At 59.7% G+C, this 24,657-nt stretch carries 22 protein-coding genes; 12 read left to right on the top strand and 10 right to left on the bottom strand.

All coding sequences use genetic code 11. The annotated features are described in order from the left end of the window. Positions 1-75: 75 nt before the first annotated feature. Genes MUY21_RS07785 through MUY21_RS07760 form a run of 6 tightly spaced genes read left to right on the top strand, consistent with a single transcriptional unit; the run spans position 76 to position 6,309 of the window. Positions 76-771, top strand: coding sequence for a class I SAM-dependent methyltransferase (locus tag MUY21_RS07785; RefSeq protein WP_248409754.1), 696 nt, complete (start codon positions 76-78; stop codon positions 769-771). 30 nt (positions 772-801) lie between these two features. Beyond that, positions 802-1,059 carry a hypothetical protein gene (locus MUY21_RS07780; protein ID WP_248409753.1) on the top strand — a complete coding sequence of 86 codons (258 nt, stop codon included), beginning with the start codon at positions 802-804 and terminating at the stop codon, positions 1,057-1,059. Positions 1,060-1,092: 33 nt separating this feature from the next. Beyond that, positions 1,093-2,838: an acetate--CoA ligase gene (acsA, locus tag MUY21_RS07775; protein ID WP_248409752.1), complete on the top strand. Its 1,746-nt coding sequence runs from the start codon at positions 1,093-1,095 to the stop codon at positions 2,836-2,838. Then, positions 2,835-4,841: a pyruvate dehydrogenase (acetyl-transferring) E1 component subunit alpha gene (gene pdhA, locus MUY21_RS07770; RefSeq protein ID WP_248409751.1), complete on the top strand. Its 2,007-nt coding sequence runs from the start codon at positions 2,835-2,837 to the stop codon at positions 4,839-4,841. The genes acsA and pdhA overlap by 4 nt, the downstream gene beginning before the upstream one ends. Then, a complete protein-coding gene (locus tag MUY21_RS07765; protein ID WP_248409750.1) occupies positions 4,838-6,067 on the top strand; it encodes a dihydrolipoamide acetyltransferase family protein in 1,230 nt (409 codons plus the stop codon). Before pdhA ends, MUY21_RS07765 begins: the two co-directional genes overlap by 4 nt. Then, the gene (locus MUY21_RS07760) at positions 6,064-6,309 is read left to right on the top strand and encodes an acyl carrier protein (RefSeq protein ID WP_248409749.1); all 246 of its coding nucleotides are present in this window, start codon (positions 6,064-6,066) and stop codon (positions 6,307-6,309) included. The genes MUY21_RS07765 and MUY21_RS07760 overlap by 4 nt, the downstream gene beginning before the upstream one ends. 40 nt (positions 6,310-6,349) lie before the next feature. Here the strand turns inward: MUY21_RS07760 and MUY21_RS07755 are convergent, their stop codons facing one another. The 3 genes from MUY21_RS07755 to MUY21_RS07745 are packed head-to-tail and all read right to left on the bottom strand — an operon-like array spanning position 6,350 to position 7,536. Continuing rightward, on the bottom strand, positions 6,350-6,610 hold the full coding sequence (locus MUY21_RS07755; protein ID WP_248409748.1) for a hypothetical protein: 261 nt from the start codon (positions 6,608-6,610) through the stop codon (positions 6,350-6,352). Beyond that, a complete protein-coding gene (locus tag MUY21_RS07750; protein WP_248409747.1) occupies positions 6,607-7,167 on the bottom strand; it encodes a DUF2953 domain-containing protein in 561 nt (186 codons plus the stop codon). The genes MUY21_RS07755 and MUY21_RS07750 overlap by 4 nt, the downstream gene beginning before the upstream one ends. Positions 7,168-7,176: 9 nt before the next feature. Continuing rightward, positions 7,177-7,536, bottom strand: coding sequence for a spore germination protein GerW family protein (locus MUY21_RS07745; RefSeq protein ID WP_248409746.1), 360 nt, complete (start codon positions 7,534-7,536; stop codon positions 7,177-7,179). A 181-nt stretch (positions 7,537-7,717) separates the two neighbouring features. Between MUY21_RS07745 and ppsA the strand changes: the two genes are divergently transcribed. Beyond that, positions 7,718-10,105, top strand: a complete 2,388-nt coding sequence (ppsA, locus tag MUY21_RS07740; protein ID WP_248409745.1) for a phosphoenolpyruvate synthase — start codon at positions 7,718-7,720, stop codon at positions 10,103-10,105. A gap of 34 nt (positions 10,106-10,139) precedes the next feature. On the opposite strand, the gene MUY21_RS07735 is transcribed toward ppsA, so the two are convergent. From MUY21_RS07735 to MUY21_RS07715, 5 genes are all read right to left on the bottom strand, one after another. Beyond that, positions 10,140-11,381 carry an ABC transporter permease gene (locus MUY21_RS07735; RefSeq protein WP_248409744.1) on the bottom strand — a complete coding sequence of 414 codons (1,242 nt, stop codon included), beginning with the start codon at positions 11,379-11,381 and terminating at the stop codon, positions 10,140-10,142. After that, the gene (locus tag MUY21_RS07730; protein WP_248409743.1) at positions 11,378-12,502 is read right to left on the bottom strand and encodes an ABC transporter permease; all 1,125 of its coding nucleotides are present in this window, start codon (positions 12,500-12,502) and stop codon (positions 11,378-11,380) included. The genes MUY21_RS07735 and MUY21_RS07730 overlap by 4 nt, the downstream gene beginning before the upstream one ends. Then, entirely contained in the window at positions 12,499-14,010 is a 1,512-nt protein-coding gene (locus MUY21_RS07725; protein WP_248409742.1) for an ABC transporter ATP-binding protein, read from the bottom strand. The genes MUY21_RS07730 and MUY21_RS07725 overlap by 4 nt, the downstream gene beginning before the upstream one ends. Positions 14,011-14,019: 9 nt before the next feature. Further along, positions 14,020-15,048: a BMP family ABC transporter substrate-binding protein gene (locus MUY21_RS07720; protein WP_248409741.1), complete on the bottom strand. Its 1,029-nt coding sequence runs from the start codon at positions 15,046-15,048 to the stop codon at positions 14,020-14,022. Between the two features lie 70 nt (positions 15,049-15,118). Then, positions 15,119-15,499 (bottom strand): hypothetical protein, encoded by a 381-nt coding sequence (locus tag MUY21_RS07715; RefSeq protein WP_191284576.1) that lies wholly within the window; start codon positions 15,497-15,499, stop codon positions 15,119-15,121. A 400-nt stretch (positions 15,500-15,899) separates the two neighbouring features. Between MUY21_RS07715 and MUY21_RS07710 the strand changes: the two genes are divergently transcribed. Together MUY21_RS07710 and MUY21_RS07705 are read left to right on the top strand one after the other, a co-directional pair. After that, positions 15,900-17,036 (top strand): site-2 protease family protein, encoded by a 1,137-nt coding sequence (locus tag MUY21_RS07710; RefSeq protein WP_248409740.1) that lies wholly within the window; start codon positions 15,900-15,902, stop codon positions 17,034-17,036. Positions 17,037-17,198: 162 nt separating this feature from the next. Then, positions 17,199-18,749: a PAS domain S-box protein gene (locus tag MUY21_RS07705; protein WP_248409739.1), complete on the top strand. Its 1,551-nt coding sequence runs from the start codon at positions 17,199-17,201 to the stop codon at positions 18,747-18,749. On the opposite strand, the gene MUY21_RS07700 is transcribed toward MUY21_RS07705, so the two are convergent. Beyond that, positions 18,716-19,471 carry a response regulator transcription factor gene (locus MUY21_RS07700; RefSeq protein WP_248409738.1) on the bottom strand — a complete coding sequence of 252 codons (756 nt, stop codon included), beginning with the start codon at positions 19,469-19,471 and terminating at the stop codon, positions 18,716-18,718. The genes MUY21_RS07705 and MUY21_RS07700 overlap by 34 nt on opposite strands. Before the next feature lie 168 nt (positions 19,472-19,639). On the opposite strand from MUY21_RS07700, the gene MUY21_RS07695 reads away from it, so the two are divergent. From MUY21_RS07695 to MUY21_RS07685, 3 genes are all read left to right on the top strand, one after another. Further along, positions 19,640-20,314 (top strand): helix-turn-helix domain-containing protein, encoded by a 675-nt coding sequence (locus tag MUY21_RS07695; protein ID WP_248409737.1) that lies wholly within the window; start codon positions 19,640-19,642, stop codon positions 20,312-20,314. Between the two features lie 237 nt (positions 20,315-20,551). Further along, positions 20,552-23,245, top strand: a complete 2,694-nt coding sequence (locus tag MUY21_RS07690; RefSeq protein WP_248409736.1) for a cation-transporting P-type ATPase — start codon at positions 20,552-20,554, stop codon at positions 23,243-23,245. A gap of 414 nt (positions 23,246-23,659) precedes the next feature. Beyond that, the gene (locus tag MUY21_RS07685) at positions 23,660-24,001 is read left to right on the top strand and encodes a TfoX/Sxy family protein (protein ID WP_248409735.1); all 342 of its coding nucleotides are present in this window, start codon (positions 23,660-23,662) and stop codon (positions 23,999-24,001) included. A gap of 139 nt (positions 24,002-24,140) precedes the next feature. Here the strand turns inward: MUY21_RS07685 and ndk are convergent, their stop codons facing one another. Beyond that, positions 24,141-24,563: a nucleoside-diphosphate kinase gene (ndk, locus tag MUY21_RS07680; RefSeq protein WP_191284583.1), complete on the bottom strand. Its 423-nt coding sequence runs from the start codon at positions 24,561-24,563 to the stop codon at positions 24,141-24,143. Positions 24,564-24,657: the final 94 nt, after the last annotated feature.

The raw sequence follows: 24,657 nt of genomic DNA, 5'->3' as shown, positions 1-24,657 counted from the left end.
AAAATCTCGGCGTCGACCGCAATCCGGTCGCAAAGACGCAAAGGACACCCGCGTGCGCCATCTGGGGGGAAACCAATGAAACCGCAGTCACCCGGACAAAGCACTGATCGTGTGGCTTTATATCGGGATATCCTGCGCTCGGTCCCCGGGCTGAGCGGCATGTATGACCTCGCCGCCGCGCTGATTTCTCAACATGTCCCCCCGGGTGGCCGCGTGCTCATCACGGGTGCCGGGGGTGGTCGCGAAATCGAGGCGCTTGGGGCACGGGCGCGGACGCTCGATCTGGTGGCGCTTGACCCGTCCGATGAAAACCTGAAATTGTCGCGGCTGGCGGCCGAAAAAGCCGGGGCATGCGACAGGGTCAATTTTGTCACAGGAACAATCGACACATTGCCGATACAACCACGGTTCGATGCCGCAACGTCGTTGCTGGTCATGCAACAGCTGCAAGATGACGGCGCGAAGCTGGACTATCTTACAGCCCTGAAAGCCCGGATCGCCCCCGGCGGTCTGCTGATCCACGCGGATGTCTCATGCGACGGGGCGGATGAGTTCGAGGCGTTGCGCCCGGCATATGTGGCTCATGCAAAATCCGCCGGGGTCGCTGAGCACGTCATCAACCTTGAAACTGACGCGATATCGCGGCTACCGATCATCACGCCGTCGCGCACCCGCGCGCTGTTCCGTGAGGCCGGTCTTGCCCCCCCGCGCGAGGTGTTTCGCACATTGTGGTATCGTTGCTGGGTCAGTGGCGTCGATGCCGCAACGTAGATCGCCACATCCCCGAAACTTGCGACACGTTTGACTAATCGTGCCGTACTGGCCGCGTTTCCGGTCCTTCCCGGTCCGTCGATCCTGCGTGCGCTTCAAACGGCGCTGACCGCTTGCGGCCTCTCGGCGGTTCATCCGAACCCGGGATCGGTGAAAACCCTCCTCTCCTTTCGGTCGAAGGTCGTGGATCTGTCGCTTGCACGGATGGAAACGGTTGAAACCCGGCGTGGCGCGACGCCAGCCTGTGCCATTGATCTGCGTCACTTTTACAGCACCACCGACTGTTAGCCTTCTTTCAGAACCGGCAACGGAGCATTGGCCTTGCAGACACCTTCGATCAAAAAGACCCGCGAGATGCGTGACAGCGCCAACATGCCTGACTATGCCGCCGCGCGCGACACCTTCACCTGGACGACGGCGCAAGCTAACATTGATGGCTTCGAAGGCGGCAGGCTCAACATCGCACACGAGGCCGTGGACCGCCATGTTGAGGCCGGTCACGGTGCGCAGGTCGCGTTGCGCTGGATTGCCAAGTCTGGCGCCCGCCTGGACATAACCTATGACGAGCTTCAACGGCGCACCAATCGCTTTGCCAATGCCCTGCGAAACGAAGGTCTGGTGCGCGGAGACAGGGTCTATTCCTTGCTGGGGCGAGTGCCGGAGCTGTATATCGCAGCACTTGGAAGCCTGAAGGCGGGCTGTGTATTCTGCCCACTTTTCTCGGCCTTCGGGCCAGAGCCGATACAATCGAGAATGCAGATCGGACAGGCAAATGCAATTATCACGTCATCGCGGCTTTTCAGACGCAAGATCAGCAGTATACGCGACAGTCTTCCGGATTTGCGTCGCGTTTTCCTGACGGACGGAGACCTGCCTGACACCATATCTGTGAATGCGGCGATGGAAGCGGCCAGTGATGCTTTTACGGTCGAGCGCATGGACCCCGAGGACACGGCGCTGCTTCATTTCACCTCGGGCACCACCGGTAAACCCAAGGGCGTCGTGCATGTCCATCAGGCAGTGGTCGCGCACCATGCGACCGGGCAAATGGCGCTCGATCTTCGCCCCGGCGATGTCTATTGGTGCACGGCTGATCCCGGTTGGGTGACGGGCACGTCCTATGGGATCATCGCCCCCCTGACCAATCGCACGACGATGATCGTTGACGAAGCCGAGTTTGACGTCGAGCGGTGGTATCAGACGCTGGAGCGCGAAGCGGTGAATGTCTGGTATACCGCGCCGACGGCCATTCGAATGCTGATGAAAGCCGGGGCAAACATTGCGAAAGCACATGCGTTCCCTGCCCTTCGCTTCATGGCCAGCGTGGGCGAACCCCTTAATCCCGAGGCGGTGATCTGGTCGAACGACACCTTTGACAAGCCGTTTCACGACAACTGGTGGCAGACGGAAACCGGCGGCATCATGATCGCAAATTACGCTGCGATGGATGTGCGTCCGGGGTCGATGGGCAAGCCCCTGCCGGGGATCGACGCGGGGATTGTCGACATTGACGACACAGGGCTTCGGGAACTGACTGAACCCTTGGCGGTGGGCGAACTGGCATTGCGCCCCGGTTGGCCTTCGATGATGCGCGGTTATCTGCATGAAGAGGCGCGGTATGCAAAGTGTTTTCGGGACGGCTGGTATCTGTCAGGCGATCTGGCGATGCGCGATGGCGACGGGTATTTCTGGTTCGTCGGGCGCGGTGATGATCTGATAAAAAGCGCAGGCCATCTGATCGGCCCGTTCGAGGTTGAAAGCGCCCTGATGGAACATCCGGCTGTGGCCGAGGCAGGCGTCATCGGCATACCGGATGACACCGCAGGCGAGATCGTCAAAGCCTTCGTTGCCCTGAAGCCGGGCTTTGACGCATCTGACGATTTGCGACTGGACCTGACCGGGCACGCACGCAAGCGGCTTGGCCCAGCCGTGGCTCCGAAAGAGATCAAGTTTCGGCAGAACCTTCCCAAGACGCGCAGCGGCAAGATCATGCGCCGCCTTCTCAAGGCCCGTGAACTCGGCCTGCCCGAAGGCGACATATCAACCCTTGAAAGTGACGAGACATGAGCCAGAGCGACCTGAAACCCCGTCTCGACCATGCACATGTGCGCGAGCTTCTGAAAACGATGATCCGCATTCGCCGGTTCGAGGATACCTGCGCCGAATACTACACCCGCGAGAAGATCCGAGGGTTTTTGCATCTTTATGACGGGCAGGAGGCGATCGCCGCCGGGATCATTCCGCTTCTCGGCAAGGCTGACCGCATAGTCGCGACCTATCGCGAACACGCGCACGCTCTGGTTCAGGGCGTGCCGATGGGGCCGGTATTGGCCGAGATGTTTGGCAAAAGCGAAGGGTGTTCTGGCGGGCGGGGTGGTTCGATGCACCTGTTCAGCCGCGATCACAATTTCTATGGCGGCAATGCGATTGTGGGGGGTGGCTTGCCAATGGCCGCCGGCCTTGCCCTTGCCGACCGGATGACAAACACCAACGCTGTCACCGTCTGCTTTTTCGGCGAAGGGGCGGTCGCAGAAGGCGAGTTTCACGAAGCGATGAACCTGGCTGCCCTTTGGAACCTTCCGGTGCTGTTTGTCTGTGAAAACAATGGCTATGCGATGGGGTCGGCCCTGGACTTAACCGAGGCTGCGACGGATCTGACCAGTCGCGCGCAAAGTTACGGCATGGCGGCCGAGACCGTCGATGGAATGGATGTCGTTGCCGTCGAAGTCGCAGCGCGCCGGGCGCTCGGCGCCATCTCGGAGACCGGCGGGCCGCGCTTCCTTGAATGCAAGACCTACCGTTTTCGCGCCCATTCAATGTTTGACGCCCAGCTTTATCGCGACAAGGCCGAGGTCGCGGAATGGCGCGCCAAGGGGCCGATCGTTCGATTCCAGACATGGCTGATCGAAAACGGGTTGATACATGACGACGAGGTGTCCCAGATCGAGGCAGAGGTGGATGCCGAAATCGCAACCGCTGTTGCCTTTGCCGAAGCGGGAACCGACGAACCGGTTGAGGATCTGACCCGATACGTGATGTCCCCCGACCGACCTGACCCGCCGTCGCCTGTGATCGCCGATACGTTGCGCACCACAACCTATCGCGACGCCATGCGCGAGGCACTGATCGACGCGCTGCAACGTGATGACCGGGTGTTTTTGATGGGCGAGGATGTGGGGCACTATGGCGGCTGCTATGCGGTCAGCATGGGATTGCTTGACCAGTTCGGGCCTGCGCGTATCCGCGACACCCCCCTTTCCGAGGCCGGGTTCACCGGGGCCGGGATCGGAGCGGCGATGGCAGGACTGCGACCGATCGTCGAAATCATGACGGTCAATTTTTCGCTGCTCGCATTGGATCAGATCCTGAACACCGCCGCCACGATGCGGCATATGTCAAACAACCAGTTCGGCGTCCCTTTGGTGATCCGCATGGCCACCGGCGCGGGCAAGCAACTGGCCGCCCAGCACTCGCACAGTTTGGAGGGCTGGTATGCGCATATTCCCGGTCTCAGGGTGGTGGCCCCGGCCACGCTTGAGGACGCACGAGGGATGCTGTGGACGGCATTACAAGACCCCGACCCGGTGCTGATCTTCGAGAATGTCATGCTCTACAACAGCGAAGGCGCACTTGCGCAGAACGCGGGGCCGGTTGATATCGACCGCGCGGCGTTGCGCCATGTTGGTGATGACGTAACGCTGATCACCTATGGCGGGTCCCTGTCCAAAACCTTAATCGCGGCGCAACGGCTGGGCGAGGAACACCAGATCAGCAGCGATGTCATTGACCTGCGCACGCTGCGACCGCTTGACATGGACACGATACTGGCCTCGGTCCGGAAGACCCGTCGCGCGGTGATCGTGGACGAGGGCTGGCGCAGCGGAAGCCTTTCTGCCGAAATCGGCATGCGTTTGGCGGAAGAGGCGTTTTTCGAGCTTGACGCGCCGCTGGCCCGTGTCTGCAGCGAAGAGGTGCCGATCCCTTATCCGCACCATCTGGAACAGGCGGCCATTCCGCAAACCGAAAAGATCATCGCGACAGTGCTGCGACTGGTGAAGGAGGAGCCATGACACTTTTCCTGATGCCTTCGCTTGGGTCAGATATGACCGCCGGGACGCTGGTTGAACAGACGATTGCGGTCGGTGAGGCGTTTCACCGGGGCGACGTGATCGCAGCCGTCGAAACGCAGAAAGGGGTGATCGAGGTCGAGGTTTACGAAGATGGAATTTTGGATCAGTGGCTGGTCGAGGTGGGGGCAAAAGTGCCGGTCGGTGCACCGCTTGCCCAGCTTCGCAAGGAAGGTGAGCCGGAAACTAAAACGCCCGAAATCCCGGCCGCTCCGGCACCTGCTTCCCCCGAACCGCTTGGCGAACCCGCTCCCGCCCCGCTGGACACCGACCCTGTGTCGGACCGGAAAACTCGACCTGTCGCGCGCCCCCCTGCCCCACGACCATCGTCGCTCGCTCGCAGGCGGATCACACCGGCAGCACGGCGGTTTGCGGCCCAGCATGGGGTTGATCTTGCGTCGATAGACGGGGCCAAGGGGCAGACGGTCGCCCTGAAGGATGTCGAAGCGGTTCTGACCTCTGGCACGGCCTCGCCCCCGGGCACGACCGACCGATCGTCCGAGGCTGAAACAGGCATGCGCGCGGCCATTGCGTCAGCGATGAGCCGGTCCAAACGTGAAATTCCCCACTATTATCTGACGCATCAGGTCAATCTTGAAAATGTCGACGCCTATCTGAAGGCGGTCAACGCAGACCGCACACCAGAAGACCGGCTGCTTGCCGGCGCCGTTTACGCCCGCGCGGTGGCCGTTGCCTTGCAAAAATTTCCCGAGCTGAACGGGCATTACAGCGACAATGGGTTTCAACCGTCAGACGCCGTGCATCTGGGCATTGCAATTCGCATCAGATCTGGCGGATTGGTCGCGCCCGCGATTTTCGACACAGATACGAAATCGACGGATCAGGTGATGCAAGATCTTGGCGATCTGGTTTCTCGTGTCCGCAAGGGTCGGTTCAAGGCGCGCGAGCTAAGTGAGGCCACCGTCACGCTGACAAGTCTGGGGGAACGGGGTGTGGATCAGGTCGTGGGCGTCATCTATCCGCCGCAGGTCGCCATCATTGGCATTGGCACACCGCGATTTGCCCCAACCGTCAACGAAGGTCAGATCGTGCCAGGGCGTGTCGCAACGCTTTCGCTTGCAGCCGATCACCGGGTCAGCGACGGGCACCGGGGGGCCATGTTCTTGCAAGCCGTCACCGCCAACTTACAGGAGCCAGACACCCTATGACAGAGTCAGACATCCAGACTGCCCTGGCAGATGAACTTCACAAGATCGCGCCCGATGTAACGCTGGACGAGATCGACAAGAGCGCTGATCTGCTTGAGGAATTCGACATCGACTCGATGGATTTCCTGCGGCTTGTCACGGCATTGGGAAAACGGTTCGATCTTCCGATGCCCGAAGCAGACTATCCCCAGATGGCAAGTTTTGATGCGATGGCGCGGTATCTTTCACGCAAGACAGATTGATCGCGCGACGGCGGATGGCGCGTAATCGTCTGCGGTCGCGTTAAATCGTGTCGGACAACAGGTTTTTCATCCGCACAATCGCGTCCGGAAACAGGTTTTCGATCTCATCCCTTTGAAAGACCTGCCCGTTCAGGTCGAACCCTCTGACCACCCCATCCCTGAGAAGAAGCAGTAAAAGGGGACGTTTGTCGCCATGGCCCGCAAGCATTCCTGCGAACGGCCGAACCGAGAAATCGACCTCGACAACAGCCGCACAAGCGTATCCGCCGACTTGTATCGGAGGATCAATGGACCAAGTCATCGCCTCGGACCAAATGCCGACCAGCCAAAGCGGATGAAAGGTGGCACCAGACGTGCGGGGATGATCGAGATATCCAGCGCGGCACGGCCAGCAAGCAGGGCGCGGTCAAACACCGGCTCGACCCTGACATCAAACCGTGACATCCCTGCTGTGCCATAGATCAGCGGGGCCATAAGGCCAAACGTCTGCCCCGTATCGGCGGGATCCTCACAGCCGAAACGCAGGTCCACGGATGCCTTGTGCACCCGAACAGAGCCAAGAACATCACTTAGAAGTCGGATCGCCGCGGGCACGAGCCTGCGTGGATCGCGTCGCCCGTGTCGGCGACTTCTGGCTTTGCCCGGCACCTTTTCGGGCTTTTCTTCGCGCTTGGATACGTTACGCCGCAACGGAATGCGCGGCCCAAACCGCCCAAATGGCCTGAGTGCCAGAAAGACGTGCCAACACTCTTCGCGCGTAGCACTCAGTTCAAGACGCAGCGGCATGAGGATGGCCGCCAACAGCAGCGCCAGAAGCGCCGCCAAAGTCCACAGCACGATGACAAATGCCGTTGCCATATCGCTGACTCAGGCGTCTTTTTTGCTGGATTTCGCCGCCACGGCAGCCTTGTCGATGGCTTTTCCCGCGGTTTGACCCAACACCTCGGCCAGTGTGGTCATCGGGCCTTGCACCGATTCCACACGCGCGCCTTCATCGTCGATGATGATCGCACCCAATGGTTTGATGCCACCCCCTGCCCCGGTGCCTGCTCCGTCTCCTGACTTTGTGTTCACACCGCCACCGGCCCCAAACCCGAAGCCATAGCTGACGATGGGAATAACGGTCGAGTTTCCCTTTTCAATGGGGGCACCAAGTACGTTCTTGGCGTTCAGCAGCCGGTCCAGTTCTTCAACGGTGCCTTTCAACAGGCGTTCAACATTTTCCATGATCCGTCCTCGCAATTTCTAGATGATTTTTGATGCAGCAAGTCTGACAGGTAGGTGTCGAAACCGAATGATCTCTCTCAATCGAAGCATGATTTCGCACCCTGACCGGCTGATCTGTGTCAACGCGCCATTCCCAAAAACCTTCATGCTTGGACCGAAACAGATCGAAGGACGGTGGCACATGACACAATCCAAGCAGCTCGTCGTGGATTTCTCGAAAGTGAAGCGAACTGATGTCGGAACCGTGGGCGGCAAAAACGCCTCGCTCGGTGAAATGATCGGTGCGCTTCAACCGAAAGGGATCCGCGTGCCACCGGGGTTTGCCACGACCTCGGACGCATTTCGCGCCTATCTGGTCAGCAATGGCCTGAACCGGAAGATCGCGAATGATCTGGAGGCGCTGTCGTCAGGCAAAACCTCGCTTCAGAAAACCGGAAAGCGCATTCGCAAGCGGATGCTGAACGGCGACTGGCCCGATGATATCGCCGCAGCCATAAGGTCTGAATATCGGGCGCTTTGTGATGCGGCGGGCGAAACCGATGTGCCGGTCGCGGTTCGCTCCAGCGCCACGGCGGAAGATTTACCCGATGCCAGTTTCGCAGGGCAGCAAGAGACCTTTCTGAACATCATTGGCGAAGAGGCTTTGCTGGATGCCTGCAAACGATGCTATGCGTCGCTCTATACCGACCGCGCCATTTCTTATCGCCAGATGCAGGGGTTCGCGCATGATCAGGTGGCCCTGTCTGTTGGTGTCCAGCAGATGGTGCGCGCTGACACCGGCGGGTCGGGGGTCATGTTCTCGATTGATACTGAAAGCGGGTTTCCCGATGCGGTCCTGATCAATGCCGCGTGGGGATTGGGCGAAAACGTCGTGCAAGGTGCGGTGGACCCCGATGAGTATCAGGTTTTCAAGCCGTTTCTGGACAATCCCGATCTGGCGCCGATCCTTGAAAAACGTCTGGGCGCCAAGGCCATCAAGATGATCCACGACCGCGACGGTACACCGCGCAATGTCCCCACGTCACGCGAAGAACGGCAGAGCTTCGTTCTGAGCGATGCCGAAATCCTTGATCTTGCCCGCCAGGCCAAAGTGATCGAGGCGCATTATGGTCAACCCATGGATATGGAATGGGCCCGCGACGGTGTAAGCGGTGATTTGTTCATCGTTCAGGCCCGCCCTGAAACGGTTCAGTCGCGCGCCGATATGGGCACCCTGAAATCCTATGCGGTGAAAGAGGCCGGAGCAGAATTGCTGCGCGGCCTGAGCGTGGGCAGTGCCGCTGTTGCCGGGCGCGTTTCGATCATCGAAAGTGCTGCCGATATCGACAAGTTCATCGACGGGTCTGTGTTGGTGACGGGCACGACTGACCCTGACTGGGTTCCGATCATGAAACGCGCGGCCGCGATCGTGACCGATCATGGCGGACGCACCTCGCACGCCGCCATTGTCAGCCGCGAGCTGGGGTTGCCAGCCATCGTGGGTTGCGGCAACGCCACGCATATCCTGCACGACGAACAGGACGTCACGGTATCCTGCGCGGAAGGCGAAGAAGGCATCGTAACCGCCGGCATTTCCGAGATCCTGGTCACGGAAGAAACGCTCGACACTTTGCCCACGACGAATACGAAAGTCATGCTGAACCTCGCCAATCCCAGTGCGGCGCTGCGCTGGTGGCGTTTGCCGGTCGATGGTGTCGGGCTGGCCCGGATGGAGTTCGTCATCAACAATTCGGTCCAAGTTCACCCGATGGCTTTGGCGCATATCGAAAAGGTGCGCGACCCCGAGGCGCGGGCGAAGATCGAACAGCTGACCGCGGGGTATGACACGATGCCCGAGTATTTCGTCGACCGCCTGTCGCGCGGTCTGTCGCGGATCGCGGCGTTTTGCTATCCCAAGCCTGTCATCGTGCGGATGAGCGACTTCAAGACCAACGAATATGCCGATCTGCTGGGCGGTCGCGATTTTGAACCGAGCGAGGAAAACCCGATGCTCGGGTTCCGCGGGGCGTCGCGTTATTACTCCAAGTTGTATCGGGACGGATTTGCGCTTGAATGTCGGGCAATTGCGCGACTGCGCGGGAAAATGGGTTTCGACAATGTCATCGTCATGATCCCCTTCTGCCGCACCCCTGAGGAAGCCGACAAGGTTCAGGCTGTCATGGCAGTGCATGGCCTTGCCCGCGGCGAGGATGGGTTGGAAATCTATGTGATGTGCGAAATCCCGACGAACGTCTTGCGCGCCAAGGAATTTGCCACGCGGTTTGACGGGTTCTCTGTCGGCTCGAACGATCTGACGCAGCTGACCCTGGGCGTCGATCGGGACTCCGATGCGCTTGCAGATTTGTTCCGCGAGGATGACCCGGCCGTGCTTCAGATGATCGAAACGGTCATCCGCGAGGCGCATAAGGTGGGCTCCAAGGTCGGCTTCTGTGGCCAAGCGCCCAGCAATGATGCCTCCTATGCCCGTCATCTGGTCGGATATGGGATCGATTCAATCTCGGTGACGCCGGACAGCTTCGTTCAGGTCTTGCGCAACGTATCGGACGCGGAAGAAAAGCGAGGAAAGTGACGGCGCTATCAGCCGCTCCTATCGTCCCCCTGCCCTACTCTTTCACGTAAGGCTTGCCATCTGCGGCTGGAGGACGGGCGCGGCCCACCACGCCAGCCACCACAACAATCGTTGCAACATAGGGCGCCATCGCCAGAAACTCCGACGGGATCGGTGTGCCCAGAAGTGCCAGTTTCTGCTGCAACGAATCCGCAAAACCGAATACCAAAGCGGCCAGCAAGGCCCCCACCGGATGCCAGCGCCCGAAGATCATCGCCGCAAGCCCGATGAACCCCCGCCCGCCGGTCATGCCTTCGTCAAACCGCCCGACCGACCCAAGCGTGAACCACGCCCCGCCAAACCCCGCGACCATGCCCGCAACCGTCACATTGACATAGCGCGTGCGATAGACGTCGATCCCCAGCGTGTCGGCGGCGCGTGGTTGTTCCCCGACGGCACGCGCGCGCAGCCCGTGGCGGGTGTGAAACAGATAATAAGTTGCCAGCCCCGCCAGAATGAAAGCGCCGTAGACAAAGATATTCTGGTTGAAGAACACCGGCCCAATCACCGGCACGTCGCTGAGAAGGGGTATCTTTATGGTCCGGAACACGGGCGCATTGTTCAGCGCGCGGTATTCCTGAAACACCTGGCTTGAGATGTAGCTGGTCAGCCCCAGCACGAATAGATTGATGAAGACGCCCGCGATGATCTGATCCATCCGGTACGTCACCACCAGCGCGGCCAGAATAAACCCGAACATGCCGCCAACCGCGACGGCGGCGACCAGCCCGGCGATCCCGCCCGCCAGCGATCCGACCAGCGCGCCGGTAAAGGCGCCTGCCAGCAACATCCCCTCGATGCCAATATTCACAACGGCCACCCGTTCGGACAACACCCCCGCCAACCCTCCAAGCGCGATGGGGACGGCGCGTACCAGCGTCGCCTGCAACATGCCGGTCAGCGAAAAGGACTTGCCTGCCGTCGCCCAGACCAGAAACGCGGCAACCGCGATGGCAAGGCCTATGCCCAGGATCATGGCGGCCCACTTTGCGCCCCCGCGCAGAAACAGGCGCACGCCCAGAAAGGCCAGCAAGGCCGAAACGACATAGATGAACGGACCACCGGGCACCACGAGGTTCGGCACAGGCCAGACATCAGTCGGTCGTGACAGGCGAAAGGTGGCAACCCCGGTTGCATCCGGGGCCATGAAAACGGCCAGCAGAACACCAAGCGCGATCAGGATTGCGCCGCTGATGCGGGTTTGCCGTTGACGGACTTTGTCCAGAAGGGCGCTCATGATCCGCCCTCCTTTGCTTGGTTGCGGCGAAATCCCCATGGAAAGAGCGCTTTGACCAGCAAAGGTGCCGCAATAAAGACGACGATAAGTGACTGGATGATGCCGATCAGATCAATGCTGACGCCCGCGTCCACCTGCATCTGCCGCCCGCCCGCCTCCAACGCGCCGAACAGGATGCCCGCAAAAAGCACACCGACCGGGTGTGATCGGCCCAGAAGTGCGACCGCAATCGCGTCAAAGCCGATCCCCGCCGAGAACCCCGGCGTGGCGCGGCCAAGCACACCCAATGTCTGGTTCGCCCCCGCGATACCGGCAAGCGCCCCGGCAATCGCCATGGCCAACACGATGGTCAGACTGGCGTTCATGCCTGCAAACCGCGCGGCCACGGCATTCTCGCCACTGGCGCGAAATTCGAACCCCAGTTTGCTGCGAAACAGCAACCAATAGGCAAGCGCCACCATGGCAAGCGTCAGGTAGATGCCCGCATGGAGGCGCAGATTGGGGTCGATGAAAGTCAGAAGTCTGGGAAGCTCGGCGACCTCAGGCACGGATTTCGAGATCGGATCGGCGCGCCCTTCCTTTTGGATCAGCGGCGTGCGCAGCAGATAATCCAGAAGCCGATACGAGATCAAATTCAGCATGATGGTCGAGATCACCTCGTGCGCACCGGTTGCGGCACGAAGCCAGCCTGCAATGCCTGCGTAAAATGCGCCGGTCACGGCACCGGCCAATATCGCACCGGGCAGCGCGATGACGGCGGGCAGATCCCCCAGAGCCACCCCGGCGACCACGGCGGCAAGCCCGCCCATGACAACTTGCCCCTCGGCCCCGATATTGAAAAGCCCGGCGCGGAAACCAAGTGCCAGCCCCAGACCCGCAAGGACCAGCGGCAGCGCGGCCGTCAGCGTTTCCGAAATCGCATTGACCGACCCGACCGAGCCTTGCAGCAAGGCCAGATAGGACCGGCCGATTGTGGCCAGATCAACCCCGGTGGCGACCATCACCACGGCCCCAAGGATCAAGGCCGCGACAAGGGCGAACACCGGCACGATCACCAGATCTTCGACTTGGCTGCGTCCCAGCAGCCTGCCTTTCGTGGCGTGATCGGTCATGTCGCTCATGCCCCCGCCCCCGCCATAGCAAGTCCGATGTCCCCTTTGTCGACAGGTGCGTCATGCGGGGCGTACTCCGCCACGATCCGACCCTTGAACATCACAAGGATCCGGTCGGACAGCGCCATGATCTCGTCCAGTTCGGACGACACGATCAACAGGCCGTCGCCTTCGTCGCGCGCAGCCATCAGGCGTTCGTGGACAAAGGCAATCGACCCCACGTCCAGCCCGCGTGTCGGCTGCCCGGCGATCACGAAACGGGTGTCGCGCGACAGCTCCCGCGCCACGACCAGCTTTTGCTGATTGCCACCCGACAAATGCGCCGCCGCCGCATGAACCGAGGGCGTGCGCACGTCATACTGCTCGGCCACGGTCGCGGCGTCGGTATGAACGCGGCCCCAGTCGATGCTGGTGCCCGCCGAATAAGGTGGGGCATAATAGCTGTCCAGAACCATGTTTTCGGCAACCGTGAAGGTGCTGATCAGCCCCGCACGCTGCCGATCTTCGGGGATATGCGCGATGCCCATACGGTGGCGTTCACGTGGCGAAGCGTGGGTGATATCCGTGCCATCGAACCGCACCTGACCAGATACGACCCGACGCAGACCCGCCAACGCCTCGATCAGTGCCGATTGTCCATTGCCTTGCACCCCAGCAATGCCGACCACCTCGCCACTTCGCACCTGAATCGAGATGTCGTCGACAGCCACGGCGCCGTCATCTCTGAGAACGGTCAAATCCTGAATGTCCAGAATGACGTCGCCGGGCGCAAACGGGGCGCGGGCAACGTCGAAATCGACCGGATGACCGACCATCATCTCAGCCAGATCAGGGCGTGTCAGCTTTTTCGGATCGCCGGTTCCGACAATCTCGCCACGGCGGATGACGGCGATACGGTCCGATATGTCAAGAATCTCGTTCAGCTTGTGGGTGATGAAGACGATCGCCTTGCCCGCCTCGCAAAGCGACCGGACGATTTGAAAGAACTCGTCAACCTCTTGCGGGGTCAGAACCGCTGTTGGCTCGTCCAGGATCAAGACGTCGGCCTCGCGAAACAAAACCTTGATGATCTCGACCCGTTGCTGGATGCCGACGGGAAGTGTTTCGATGATCGCATCGGGGTCGACAGCCAGACCATAATCGGCACTCAGACGACTGACCTCGGACCGCGCCGTCGCCAGATCCAGATGATCGAACCGACCAACCGGTTCGATCCCAAGGATCACGTTCTCCGCGACCGTAAAAACAGGCACCAGCATGAAGTGCTGATGCACCATGCCGATGCCTGCGCGGATCGCATCGCCCGGTCCGGCAAAGCGCACCGGTTGACCGTCAATCAGGATCTCACCCTCGTTCGGGCTGTAAAGGCCGCAAAGCACGTTCATAAGCGTTGATTTGCCCGCGCCGTTTTCGCCAAGAAGCCCCAGAACCTGACCAGGTTCAATCGTCAGGTTGACCCCCTTGTTCGCGACTACCGGGCCGAACCGTTTCGTGATATTTTTCAGCTCGACCCGCATGATCCCGACCTAGTCCGAGACCAAGATGCTGCCGTCGATAATCCCGGCGCGAAGGGCGTCAAGTTCGGCCTTCAAGCCGTCTGAAACTGCGCTTCCCATGTCATGGAACGGGGCAAGATCGACGCCGCCATTTTCTAACGTGCCGACAAGGACACCGCCCGAAAATGCGCCTTTCATTGTGTCTTCGATCACGCGCGTAACGGTCGCATCCATGCGTTTGGTGATCGAGGTCAGATAGACATGCTGCCGTTCGGTGTCGGTGAAATACAAGTCTGCATCCACACCGATGATCTTCAGCTTGTCGACCCCAAGTTCATCAGCCAGCGTCGCAGACCCAAGCCCAACCGGACCGGCCACCGGCAGGACAATGTCCGCGCCTTCGTCATACAGGTTCTGTGCATATGCACGGCCGTCATCGAGGTTATCAAAGTTGTTGGTGAACAGCCCTTCGCGGGTTTCAAGATCCCATCCCAACACCACCACGCTGTCGCCTTTCGTCTCGTTCCAGTGGTTCACGCCTTTGACAAACCCGTCCATGAAGATGGTCACGGGCGGGATGTTGATCCCTCCGAAGGTGCCCAAGATCTTGGTCTTGGTCATGCCAGCCGCCAGATAGCCTGCCAGAAACGCGGCCTGATCGGTTGCATAGACCTGCCCCAGAACGTTTGGGATGGGCGGATCATAGGCGAAATCGACGATCGAGAACGGCTGATCCGGGTTGCCTTTTGCGGCCTTCGCGGTGGCATCACCCAACAAAAAGCCGACGGTGATGATGATGTCGCAATCACCTTCGATCAGCGAGTTGATGTTGGCGTCGTAATCCGTCTCGGCCTGCGATTCCAGAAAACGCCCTTCAATGCCAAGACTTTCCTGCGCATCCAGCACGCCCTTCCAGGCCGTCTGGTTAAAGCTGTTGTCGTCAATGCCGCCCGTGTCCGTGACCTGACAGGCGGTGAACCCAAGGGCTGGCCCCGCCAGCAGCAGCGACACCAGCGCAGCGCCAAGCGCCGGCGGTTTTGTCCATAGCGTCCGTTTCATGATGCACTTCCTCCTCAAGCAAGATTGCTTTGAAGACTAGCGCGCCCTTCCCCCGGTCGATTGAGGCATATCAATCGTCGCCAGTGTCTTTCTTGAAGATCATCGACAGCCTCAGCACCGCGGCCAATATGGCCTGTGCCAATACAGGCGACCGCCCGATGCCGATGGCTTCATCATTGTCGCGCGCATCGTTTTCGCGCAAGGAACAGCGCCAGTGACCGTCGCGGTCATTGGCCCGACCGTGAATGCTCACCGCCCAATTGGGATAGGCGTCATCAGCGACCAGAAGGGCCCCATCTGTCGTGGATATGCGCTCGGCGGTCACCTCCTGGCCGATCTGGCCGGGAAGCAGAAACCGCAGCGCATGAACCGCGCCCGCGAAATCCGCAATCGGCATATCAGCCTGTGTTTCAAGTTCTTCGATCAGGATATCCAGTTCAGGGTCTTTCATCGTAAATCGCTCCGATTGTTTAGGTTTGCCAGGCCTGAACGCGACAATCCCGGCGACAAGGTGGCACCATGCGTCCTGAGGCATCCGGGATGGGCCGGTTCAAACATAAATGCCCGCATTCGACCGCTTTGACGAAAGGACCGGGAATGGCAGGCGGCCCCTGATCCGGACACAAAACCACTGACGCCGCACGGGCCGGTTTCTTCGTGGATCATATTTCCTGTCGCAAAACGATCGGCCCTCATGCGCCCGGTCCTTTGGATCACTGTTTCTTGGAAAGCGTAGCAGTGGCGCCGTGCCATCCATTGACCTCGGTCAATCGGGCCGGGCGACGCGTGTGAGCTAAATCAATCCATCATCGCAAATTTTCGATAGCTTCAGGGCAGAGGTCAGTTGTCCAATGTTCGAAAACGCGTTGAAAATCTTCAAGATCAAAGGGTTCGACATCAAGATTGATCCGAGCTGGCTGATCATCGCGGCATTGATCGCATGGAGCTTGTCGCAACACTATTTTCCGTCCGCACATCCGGGGGAAACCAGGGGCGTCTATCTGTTCATGGCCGTGACCGCCACGCTGTGCTTCTTCGCCTCTCTTCTGCTGCACGAGTTGGCTCATTCGATCGTTGCGCGTCGTTTGGGCGTGCCCATCAAAGGCATCACGCTTTTCCTGTTCGGCGGTGTCGCTGAATTGGAGGCAGAGCCGCAATCGGCACGGGCCGAATTCTGGATCGCCTTGGCCGGGCCGGTCATGAGCTTGCTTCTGTCGCTCGCTTTCGGTTCGCTTGCCTTGCTTGCCGGGCTTGTCAGTGGCCTTGAAACCATTGCCACCGTTCTGTCCTATCTGGCCGCCATCAATCTGATCCTCGCCTTGTTCAATCTCGTGCCGGCATTCCCGCTGGACGGGGGCCGCGTCCTTCGCGCCTATCTCTGGCACAGGCATGGCAACCTGTTGCGAGCGACCGAAACGGCGGCAAGATCCGGCACGATCTTTGCCTATGTTCTGATGATGCTGGGGTTGCTGACCTTGTTTCAGGGCGCCCTTGTCACGGCGCTGTGGCAGATGATGATCGGCGGCTTTGTCTTGATGGCGGCGCGTGCAAGCTACAATGACCAACTGGCCCGCGCCGTGTTTGCCTCGCGGACCGTTGGCGATCTGATGCAGGATCATCCCGTTACCGTCGGGCCAGAGGTCACATTGGCCGAATTCGTCAACCACGTGATGCTGCGGCACGGACGAAACTTTGTCCCTGTGGTCGAAGGCGAAACGCTGCTTGGCCATATCGACCAGGCAATGATCACCGGCATCGACCGCGAACACTGGCCAAGCACCCGTGTCGATGACATTTTTGCCGGATTGGACGACACATCGACGGTGTCACCCGACCTGCCCATCCAGGAGCTTATGGCGATCATAACGAAAACCGGCAGGCGGAAGTTTCTTGTTGTCAAAGGGCACCGATTGGTTGGGATCATCTCGCTGTCGGACCTAGTTCGGCATCTACAGCTCTCTGACCTGAGCATCGCAGCAGAAAGGTAAGACCGCGGATGCACCACAACCGGCCGCGCATGACAGCGTGCCGTCAATCCCATCTCCCGGCAAAGATCGTGGTTTCGCCGAATGACAAGACAACGCCAAGTATTTACCCTTGCTTCAACGCGATGCGATTTGACAGATGGAAACCAACGGTGGAGCACCGCAATGAACAGCACGGGTGACGACAAGGCACTGGTCGATGCAATCCTGGATGCGGCCGCGGACGCCATCATCGTGTCAGACGAGAAGGGCTTGATCCTGCGGGCCAACCCGGCAGCCATTGCGATGTTTCAACATACGGAACAGGACCTGGTCGGGCACAGTGTCAACGAGCTGATGCCGCAAGCGGCCGGGGCGCTCCATGACCGCTATCTGAAACAGCATATCGAGACAGGCGAAGACCGGATCGTCGGCCAAGGCCGTGACGTTGAAGGGGTGCGCAAAGACGGAACGCGTTTTCCGCTGCACCTGTCTGTTGGAAGTGCCACAGTGGGTGAGAGCCGCGTTTTCATCGGTATTTTGCATGACCTTACCCAGCGAAAGGCCACCGAAGCCGCATTGGCGCGATCGCGAAGGTTGAATGCCATCGGCCAGATGACCGGCGGGATCGCCCATGATTTCAACAACTGGTTGACGGTCATCATCGGCAATCTTGAATTGCTTGAGATGCGCAATGCAGATCAGCGCGACTTGAATTTGATCCGCGACGCGCTTCACGCCGCCACGATCGGCTCTGATCTGATTGCGCGGCTCAGTGCCTTTGGGCGCAGAAGCGACCTTAACCCGGTCAGGGTCGATCTGAAGGCGCTTTGCGAGGATACGCTGGTGATCCTGAAGCGGACGCTTGGTGCAAAAATCCAGATCAAGACAGACTTTGCACCGGTGATCAGTTTGGTGATGGTTGATCCCGTTCAGCTTCAGTCGGCCTTGATGAACCTGGCCCTCAATGCCCGGGACGCGATGGGCGATGGTGGTGAGCTTTTGATCTCGGTGAAGAATGTCAGGATCGACGATGACTATATGGCGCAAGAGGTTGATGTCGAAACCGGCGACTATGTATGCCTGTCGGTCAGCGACAATGGCGAGGGGATGAGCCCCAGGGCGCAAGAGCATGTGTTTGAACCGTTTTTCACAACCAAAGCCGATCGTGGCGGCACCGGGTTCGGGCTGGCAACCGTTTACGGGTTCGTAAAGCAATCCGGTGGTCACATCACGCTGTACAGCGAAGAGGGATTGGGAACCAGCTTTGGGTTATACTTCCCTGCCCTTGAGGAAACCGCGACCCCCGCCCCCTCTGAAACAGATCAGAAGACACGGTCGAACGCGCCGTTTGGGCAAGGCAAGACCGTGCTCGTGGTCGAGGACAACGCCAAGGTGCGCAAGCTGTCGGTTGCGCGGATTCGCGAACTGGGCTTCGATGTGGAAGAAGCGCAAAGCGGTGACGCGGCCTATGCGATGCTTGCCGGGGGAATGCGGGCTGACATTCTGTTTTCCGATCTTGTCATGCCCGGCGATTTGAACGGATATGATCTTGCCGCACTGGCATCCAGAGAGTTTCCCGATGTGAAAGTGCTGCTGACATCCGGTTACGCCAGCGATGTGGTTACTACTCAACTGTCGCAGGGCAAGACCTACGACATTTTGCACAAGCCCTATCGACAGGCTGACCTGATCGAAAGCCTTCAGGCGCTTTTTGCGGACGACCCGGACGATTGAATGACCTGAACGTCGCTTGAAAACGTATATCCGATACCGCGCACGGTCTTGATCAGCCTTGGTTCTGCCGGGTCGTGTTCGATTTTCTTGCGCAAACGGGCGACCTGATTGTCAATGGCCCGATCAAGGGGGTTCCATTCCCGTCCGCCCGTCAGATCCATCAGCTGATCACGCGACAAGACCCGTTTCGGGTGTTTCAGAAAGACCATCAGCAGCTTGAAATCTCCACTTGTCAGGCCGCAATCCTTTCCCACGCGGTCCACAAGCGCAAGCCGGTCAGGGTCAGCCGTCATTCCGTCAAAGATGTATTTTGTGTCTTCCCCGGCTGCCGTGGAATGCGCGACCTCTGCCGTGATCGCCGCGCGTCGCAAGACGCTGCGTACCCGCGCAATCACTTCCCGGATGTGAAACGGTTTCGTGATATAATCATCGGCGCCGATTTCCAGCCCGGCAACGCGGTCAATCACGTCGTCCTGTCCGGTCACCATGATGATGGGAACCGACGAGACACGTCGAATCTGGCGGGCCAGGTCCAGACCATTCTCGGACCCAAGATGGATATCCAAAGTGACCAATGAAACGCGCTTGGTTCTGATCAGGTCCAGAACAGATTGCCCGCGCGCTGATTCAAGCACTGCAAACCCTTCCGCTTCAAAGACATTCCGAAGAAGCGTTCTGATTTTCGCGTCGTCTTCCACGACAAGAATGGTTTGTGCCGACATCTTTGTCCCCTTTTTCGGTGACTGCCGATGAAAACCAATAGGTTGGTGCCGGAACCCTATAAGAAAAGGGCTGCATACAAAATGATACAAATCTACGCAGGCTGACCACGATCGCTGATACGAACGCAGTTCATGGTTCCTTCTGGACGAACAGAGGAGACCCCTGCGATGTATGTCACCCTTCCGACTGTAAACAGCACCATTGGACCGGTTCTCAGCCTTCAGACATCCCACCGCAATCAGGCCGAGACTCGTCTGAAAGCCGGGTCATACTTGTATTACGAAGGGGACAAGGTGAACTGGCTGTATCAGGTCAAGTCGGGTGTATTGCGATTGGCACGACTGCTTGAGGACGGTCGACGCCAGGTCATTGCCTTCGGTTATCCGGGCGATGTCGTCGGCTTCCCATCCGATGGTCTCCACCATACCGATTGCGACGCTCTTGCGGATGCCCGGTTGCAGCCTCTTCACAGATCCGCACTGGAACATGGCGGCCGGGATGACAAACTGCACGCCCTGCTGCTTGAAGCTGCAATGCGCGAGATCAGCGCAATGCAGGATCACTTCATGATGCTTGGACATAAATCAGCAGTCGAAAAAGTCGCGTCGTTTCTGAGCGTGCTGATCGCGCGCCATGGCACGGACCAGGACGGCAAGCGCCAGATCGACCTGCCCATGCCCCGCGCCGATATCGCCGATTTTCTGTGCTTGTCGACCGAAACGGTTTGCCGGACATTTGCACAGTTTCACAGACGCGGGATCATTGCCGTCGACAATATCTATACGATCATCCTGTTGCAGCCCGAGGCGCTTGTCGCGCTGTCGAAAGGCGATGCTGACTAGGGGTCGGCTGTCACCCCGAACACCGGGCCGGGACGGGCGAATGTGCCTGCATGACCCGTCTTCTCATACAGCGCATGTGGGCGGCGATGGAGCAAGAAGCAACGCCCGCGCGCCACTCAACACCCCGTGATTGTGATAAGCTTGTCATGAAAACACCCTATCGGGTCAGCCGAGTGCAGATGGCCCCTTCAAGGTTTTCGGGGGCGTGCGCCATCCGGAAGCGCAACAGCAGACCCGATGGCGGTTATGAACGACGAAAACCAGAATGCCGTATATGCCCAATCCGTCATCTCCGTGGCGAAAGCACTTGATGTGGATCCAGAGCGCGGGCTTGATGCGCACACCGTTGCTCTTCGACGCGACCGCCACGGCCCGAACCAGTTGCGCGCGCACGCACGGCAAAGCCCGTTTCTGATCCTGGCGCATCAGGCCGAAGGCGTGATCGTCTGGCTTCTTGCGTTCGCGGCCGGGTTGTCCTTCTATTTTCGCGACGTCGCCGAAGGGGTCGCGATCGTCGTTGTTCTGTTGATCAATGCCGCGATCGGGTTTTTCACCGAGCTGCGCGCGGCGCGCTCGATGGAGGCGTTGCTGGATATCGCGTCGGTTTCCACCCGCGTCCGGCGGGACGGTCAAGACCTGCGTATCGACGCGCAAGATCTGGTGCCGGGTGATATCGTCCTGCTTGAAGCGGGGGAAGTGGTCACTGCCGATCTACGACTTGCCGAAACGTCACGTCTGGAATGCGACGAATCCGTGCTGACCGGAGAATCCGTGCCGGTGGCCAAGCAAACCGATCCGGTACCACCAGAGGCCGTGATCGGGGATCGCGCCAGCATGGTCTACAAGGGCACGGCCATCACCCAGGGGTCGGGGGTGGGCATCGTGACGGGCACTGGAATGGCCACGGAACTGGGGCGTATCAGCCATCTTGTGCAAACCGCCCATGCCGCGTCCTCGCCCCTGGAAAAGCGTTTGGATCGGCTGGGACGAAGGTTGGTCTGGCTGACTCTGGCGCTTGCAACTTTGGTGATCGGCACCGGTATCCTGCGCGGGCACGATATGTTCACGATGGTTCAGACCGGTGTGGCATTGGCGGTTGCTGCGGTTCCCGAAGGATTGCCGGTTGTCGCCACGTTGAGCCTTGCGCGCGGCATGTGGCGCATGGCCGCGCGCAACGCGATCATTTCAAGCCTGTCATCGGTGGAAACCCTGGGCGCGACTACGGTGATCCTGACTGACAAGACCGGCACGCTGACCGAGAACCGCATGACGGTTGCGCGCTATCTTGTTGCTGCGGCTGATGTGGACCTGACGCATCAGGAGGGCGCGGTTCAGTTTGAAATCGACGGTCATGGCGCCGACCCCATGCAGGACGCGCGCCTTTGTCAGATGCTGCGGATTGGTGCGCTTTGCAACAGCGCATCATTGGGGCACGGGGACGTGGCCCCCTCCGGCGATCCGATGGAACTGGCGCTGCTGAGTGTTGCCCAGCAGACCGGTCTGGGGCGCGATCACATGTTGCAGGAAAGCACGAAGGTGGCAGAGCACGCCTTTGCCCAGGACGCCAAAATGATGGCAAGCGTCCATCGCATCGACGGTGGGTATCAGTTTGCGGTCAAAGGTGCACCCGAAGCTGTGATCGAAGTCTGCACCCATGTGCTGGGACCAGACGGGCCGCAGGAACTGGACCCCGCCGCGCGCGCCCGGTGGCTGGACCGCGCCGCAGATGCCGCAGCGGACGGGCTGCGCTTGCTGGCCATGGCGATGAAGCCGTCAGATCGCGAGGATGCGGCGCCCTATGAAGGCCTGACCCTCGTCGGGCTGGTCTGCTTTCACGATCCATTGCGCGAAGATGTCGCCGCGGCCATCGCCGCAGCCCGCACCGCTGGGGTGCGCGTCGTGATGATGACGGGCGATCATGCCAAAACGGCGGCCGCCATCGCAAAACAGGCAGGGCTCGGCACAGAGGGTTGCCCTTTGGTCGTGATCGAGGGGCAGGAACTGGCCGGTTTCGACCCCGAAACAGCCGACGCAGCCCTGCGCGACCGTATCCTTGCCGCCGATGTCTTTGCCCGCGTGGACCCTGTCATCAAGCTGAAACTCGCGACGCTCTATCAGGCGAACGGCCATATCGTAGCGATGACCGGTGACGGCGTGAACGACGCCCCTGCCCTGAAAAAGGCCGATATCGGGATCGCAATGGGCCAGCGCGGCACCGAGGTCGCCCGCGAAGCCGCGCATATGGTGCTGCGCGACGATGCCTTCGGCACCATCATCGCGGCAATGCATCAGGGGCGCGTGATCTTCGACAACATCCGAAAGTTTGTCGTCTATTTGATGTCCTGCAATGTCAGTGAGGTGCTGATCGTCGGTCTGGCTGTCGGCACAGGCCTTCCGATGCCCCTGCTGCCGCTGCAGATCCTGTTTCTGAACCTCGTGACGGATGTGTTTCCTGCCTTCGCGCTGGGGCTGGGCGCAGGAGATGACACCGTCATGCACCACCCCCCGCGTGATCCGGCAGAAGACATCGTTGATCGCAGACGCTGGACCGACATCGGCGTTCTGGGTGGGGCAATTACCCTTGCCACGCTAAGCGCATTCTGGCTGGCGCTGCATTGGTTGAAACTGGATGTGGGGCGGTCCGTAACCGTGGCCTTCCTGACCCTTGCGCTGGGGCAATTGTGGAATGTGTTCAACGTGCGTGTGCCGGGGGGTCGGGTGTTCGTCAATGACGTGACGCGTAACCCCTGGATCTGGGGGGCGATCACCCTGTGTATTGGGCTGATCGCGGCAGCCCTTTGGGTGCCGGGCTTGTCGAGTGTTTTGCAGTTGCCCGCTCCGGGCGGTGCCGGATTGCTGCTGGCGACGAGTGCCAGTTTCATCCCATTGGTGATGGGTCAGATTTACATCACCTTGCGCCCGGCGCATTGACTGAAATCGACGAGCTTACCCTCTGCCCGAGCACCCCTGGAAGAACGCACCCGGCATATGACTTGTGACATGGGCGCCACAATGTTTCAAAAGACAACAGGATTGTGAAATATTTAGTCGCGTTAATTTCCTAACAATATGTTAACATGTGAATACCGAAAGGTCTCTGGTGGGGAAAACGGTGCGTCATATTCCGGCGCAACCCTCAGCATCTGGAGTGGGGTAATGGTATATAAGTCACAGAATAAACAGATTAAAACACCAAAGCGCGTCGTTCGCTATCTTCGACAGCAGACACCGCCGAAAACCGACAGAACAAAACGGGACGAGCCCGAGACACCCGCCGTGGTGTTCACGGACTGGGCCAGCATCTGACGGGTTTTCACGGCTGCGCGACACGCTTAAGTCGGGATCATGACTGATCCTGTATCGTCCATACGCAATCTTGGGCCTGCGTCGGATGCGGCGTTTGCCCGGGCGGGCATTCACTCGGCGGATGAATTGCGGGACATGGGCGCAGACGAGACCTATCGCCGTTTGCTGGCGGCGGGTTCTCGTCCCCATTTCATCGGATATTACGCTATGGTCATGGGGTTGCAGGGGCGGCCGTGGAATGACTGTACGGGCAAGGAGAAGGCCGAGCTTCGCGCGCGGTTTGATGCGCTGAAGGCCGAGATCGGACAGACCGGAATGTCCGAGCGCAAGATGGAGACGATCCTGGACGAGATCGGGATCCTGCGGCAGACGGGACGTTGAATGGGTGGCTCACGGTGTGAGCCAGAGGGGCGCTGCCCCTCACCCCGGGATATTTCGGGCCAGAAGAAACAGCATCGTGTAAATGAAAAAAGCCACCCAGGTTCCCCTGAGCGGCCTTTTGTCAATCTGACGGGTGGGCTTAGCCAACCAGTTCCAGACCCGAGAAGAAGTAGGCGATTTCCTCTGCGGCGGTTTCCGGGGCGTCCGACCCGTGGACCGAGTTTTCGCCAACCGACTGGGCGAATTCCTTGCGGATGGTGCCTTCGTCAGCGTCGGCCGGGTTGGTGGCGCCCATGACGTCACGGTAGGCTTTGATCGCGTTTTCGCCTTCCAGAACCTGCACGACGACCGGCTCGGAAATCATGAATTCGACCAGTTCGCCGAAGAAGGGGCGGTCCTTGTGGACGCCATAGAAGGTTTCGGCTTGTTTCTGCGTCATGTGGATACGTTTCTGAGCGATGATGCGCAGGCCGGCGGCTTCGATCTTGGCGTTGATGGCGCCGGTCAGGTTGCGTTTGGTGGCATCGGGTTTGATGATCGAGAAAGTGCGTTGAATGGCCATGTCGGTCCCTTTTGCGTTTGAGCGTCAAGGCCCCTGCCCTGATGCGGATGTGATTTGCGCGTCCCGTAACATGGGATCGGCGTTTTGAAAAGCG

The organism is Aliiroseovarius sp. S2029 (assembly GCF_023195575.1).
Taxonomy (GTDB): Bacteria; Pseudomonadota; Alphaproteobacteria; order Rhodobacterales; family Rhodobacteraceae; genus Aliiroseovarius; species Aliiroseovarius zhejiangensis.
Note: the sequence above shows the minus strand (reverse complement) of the source record. Positions and strands in the feature narration are given on the sequence as shown.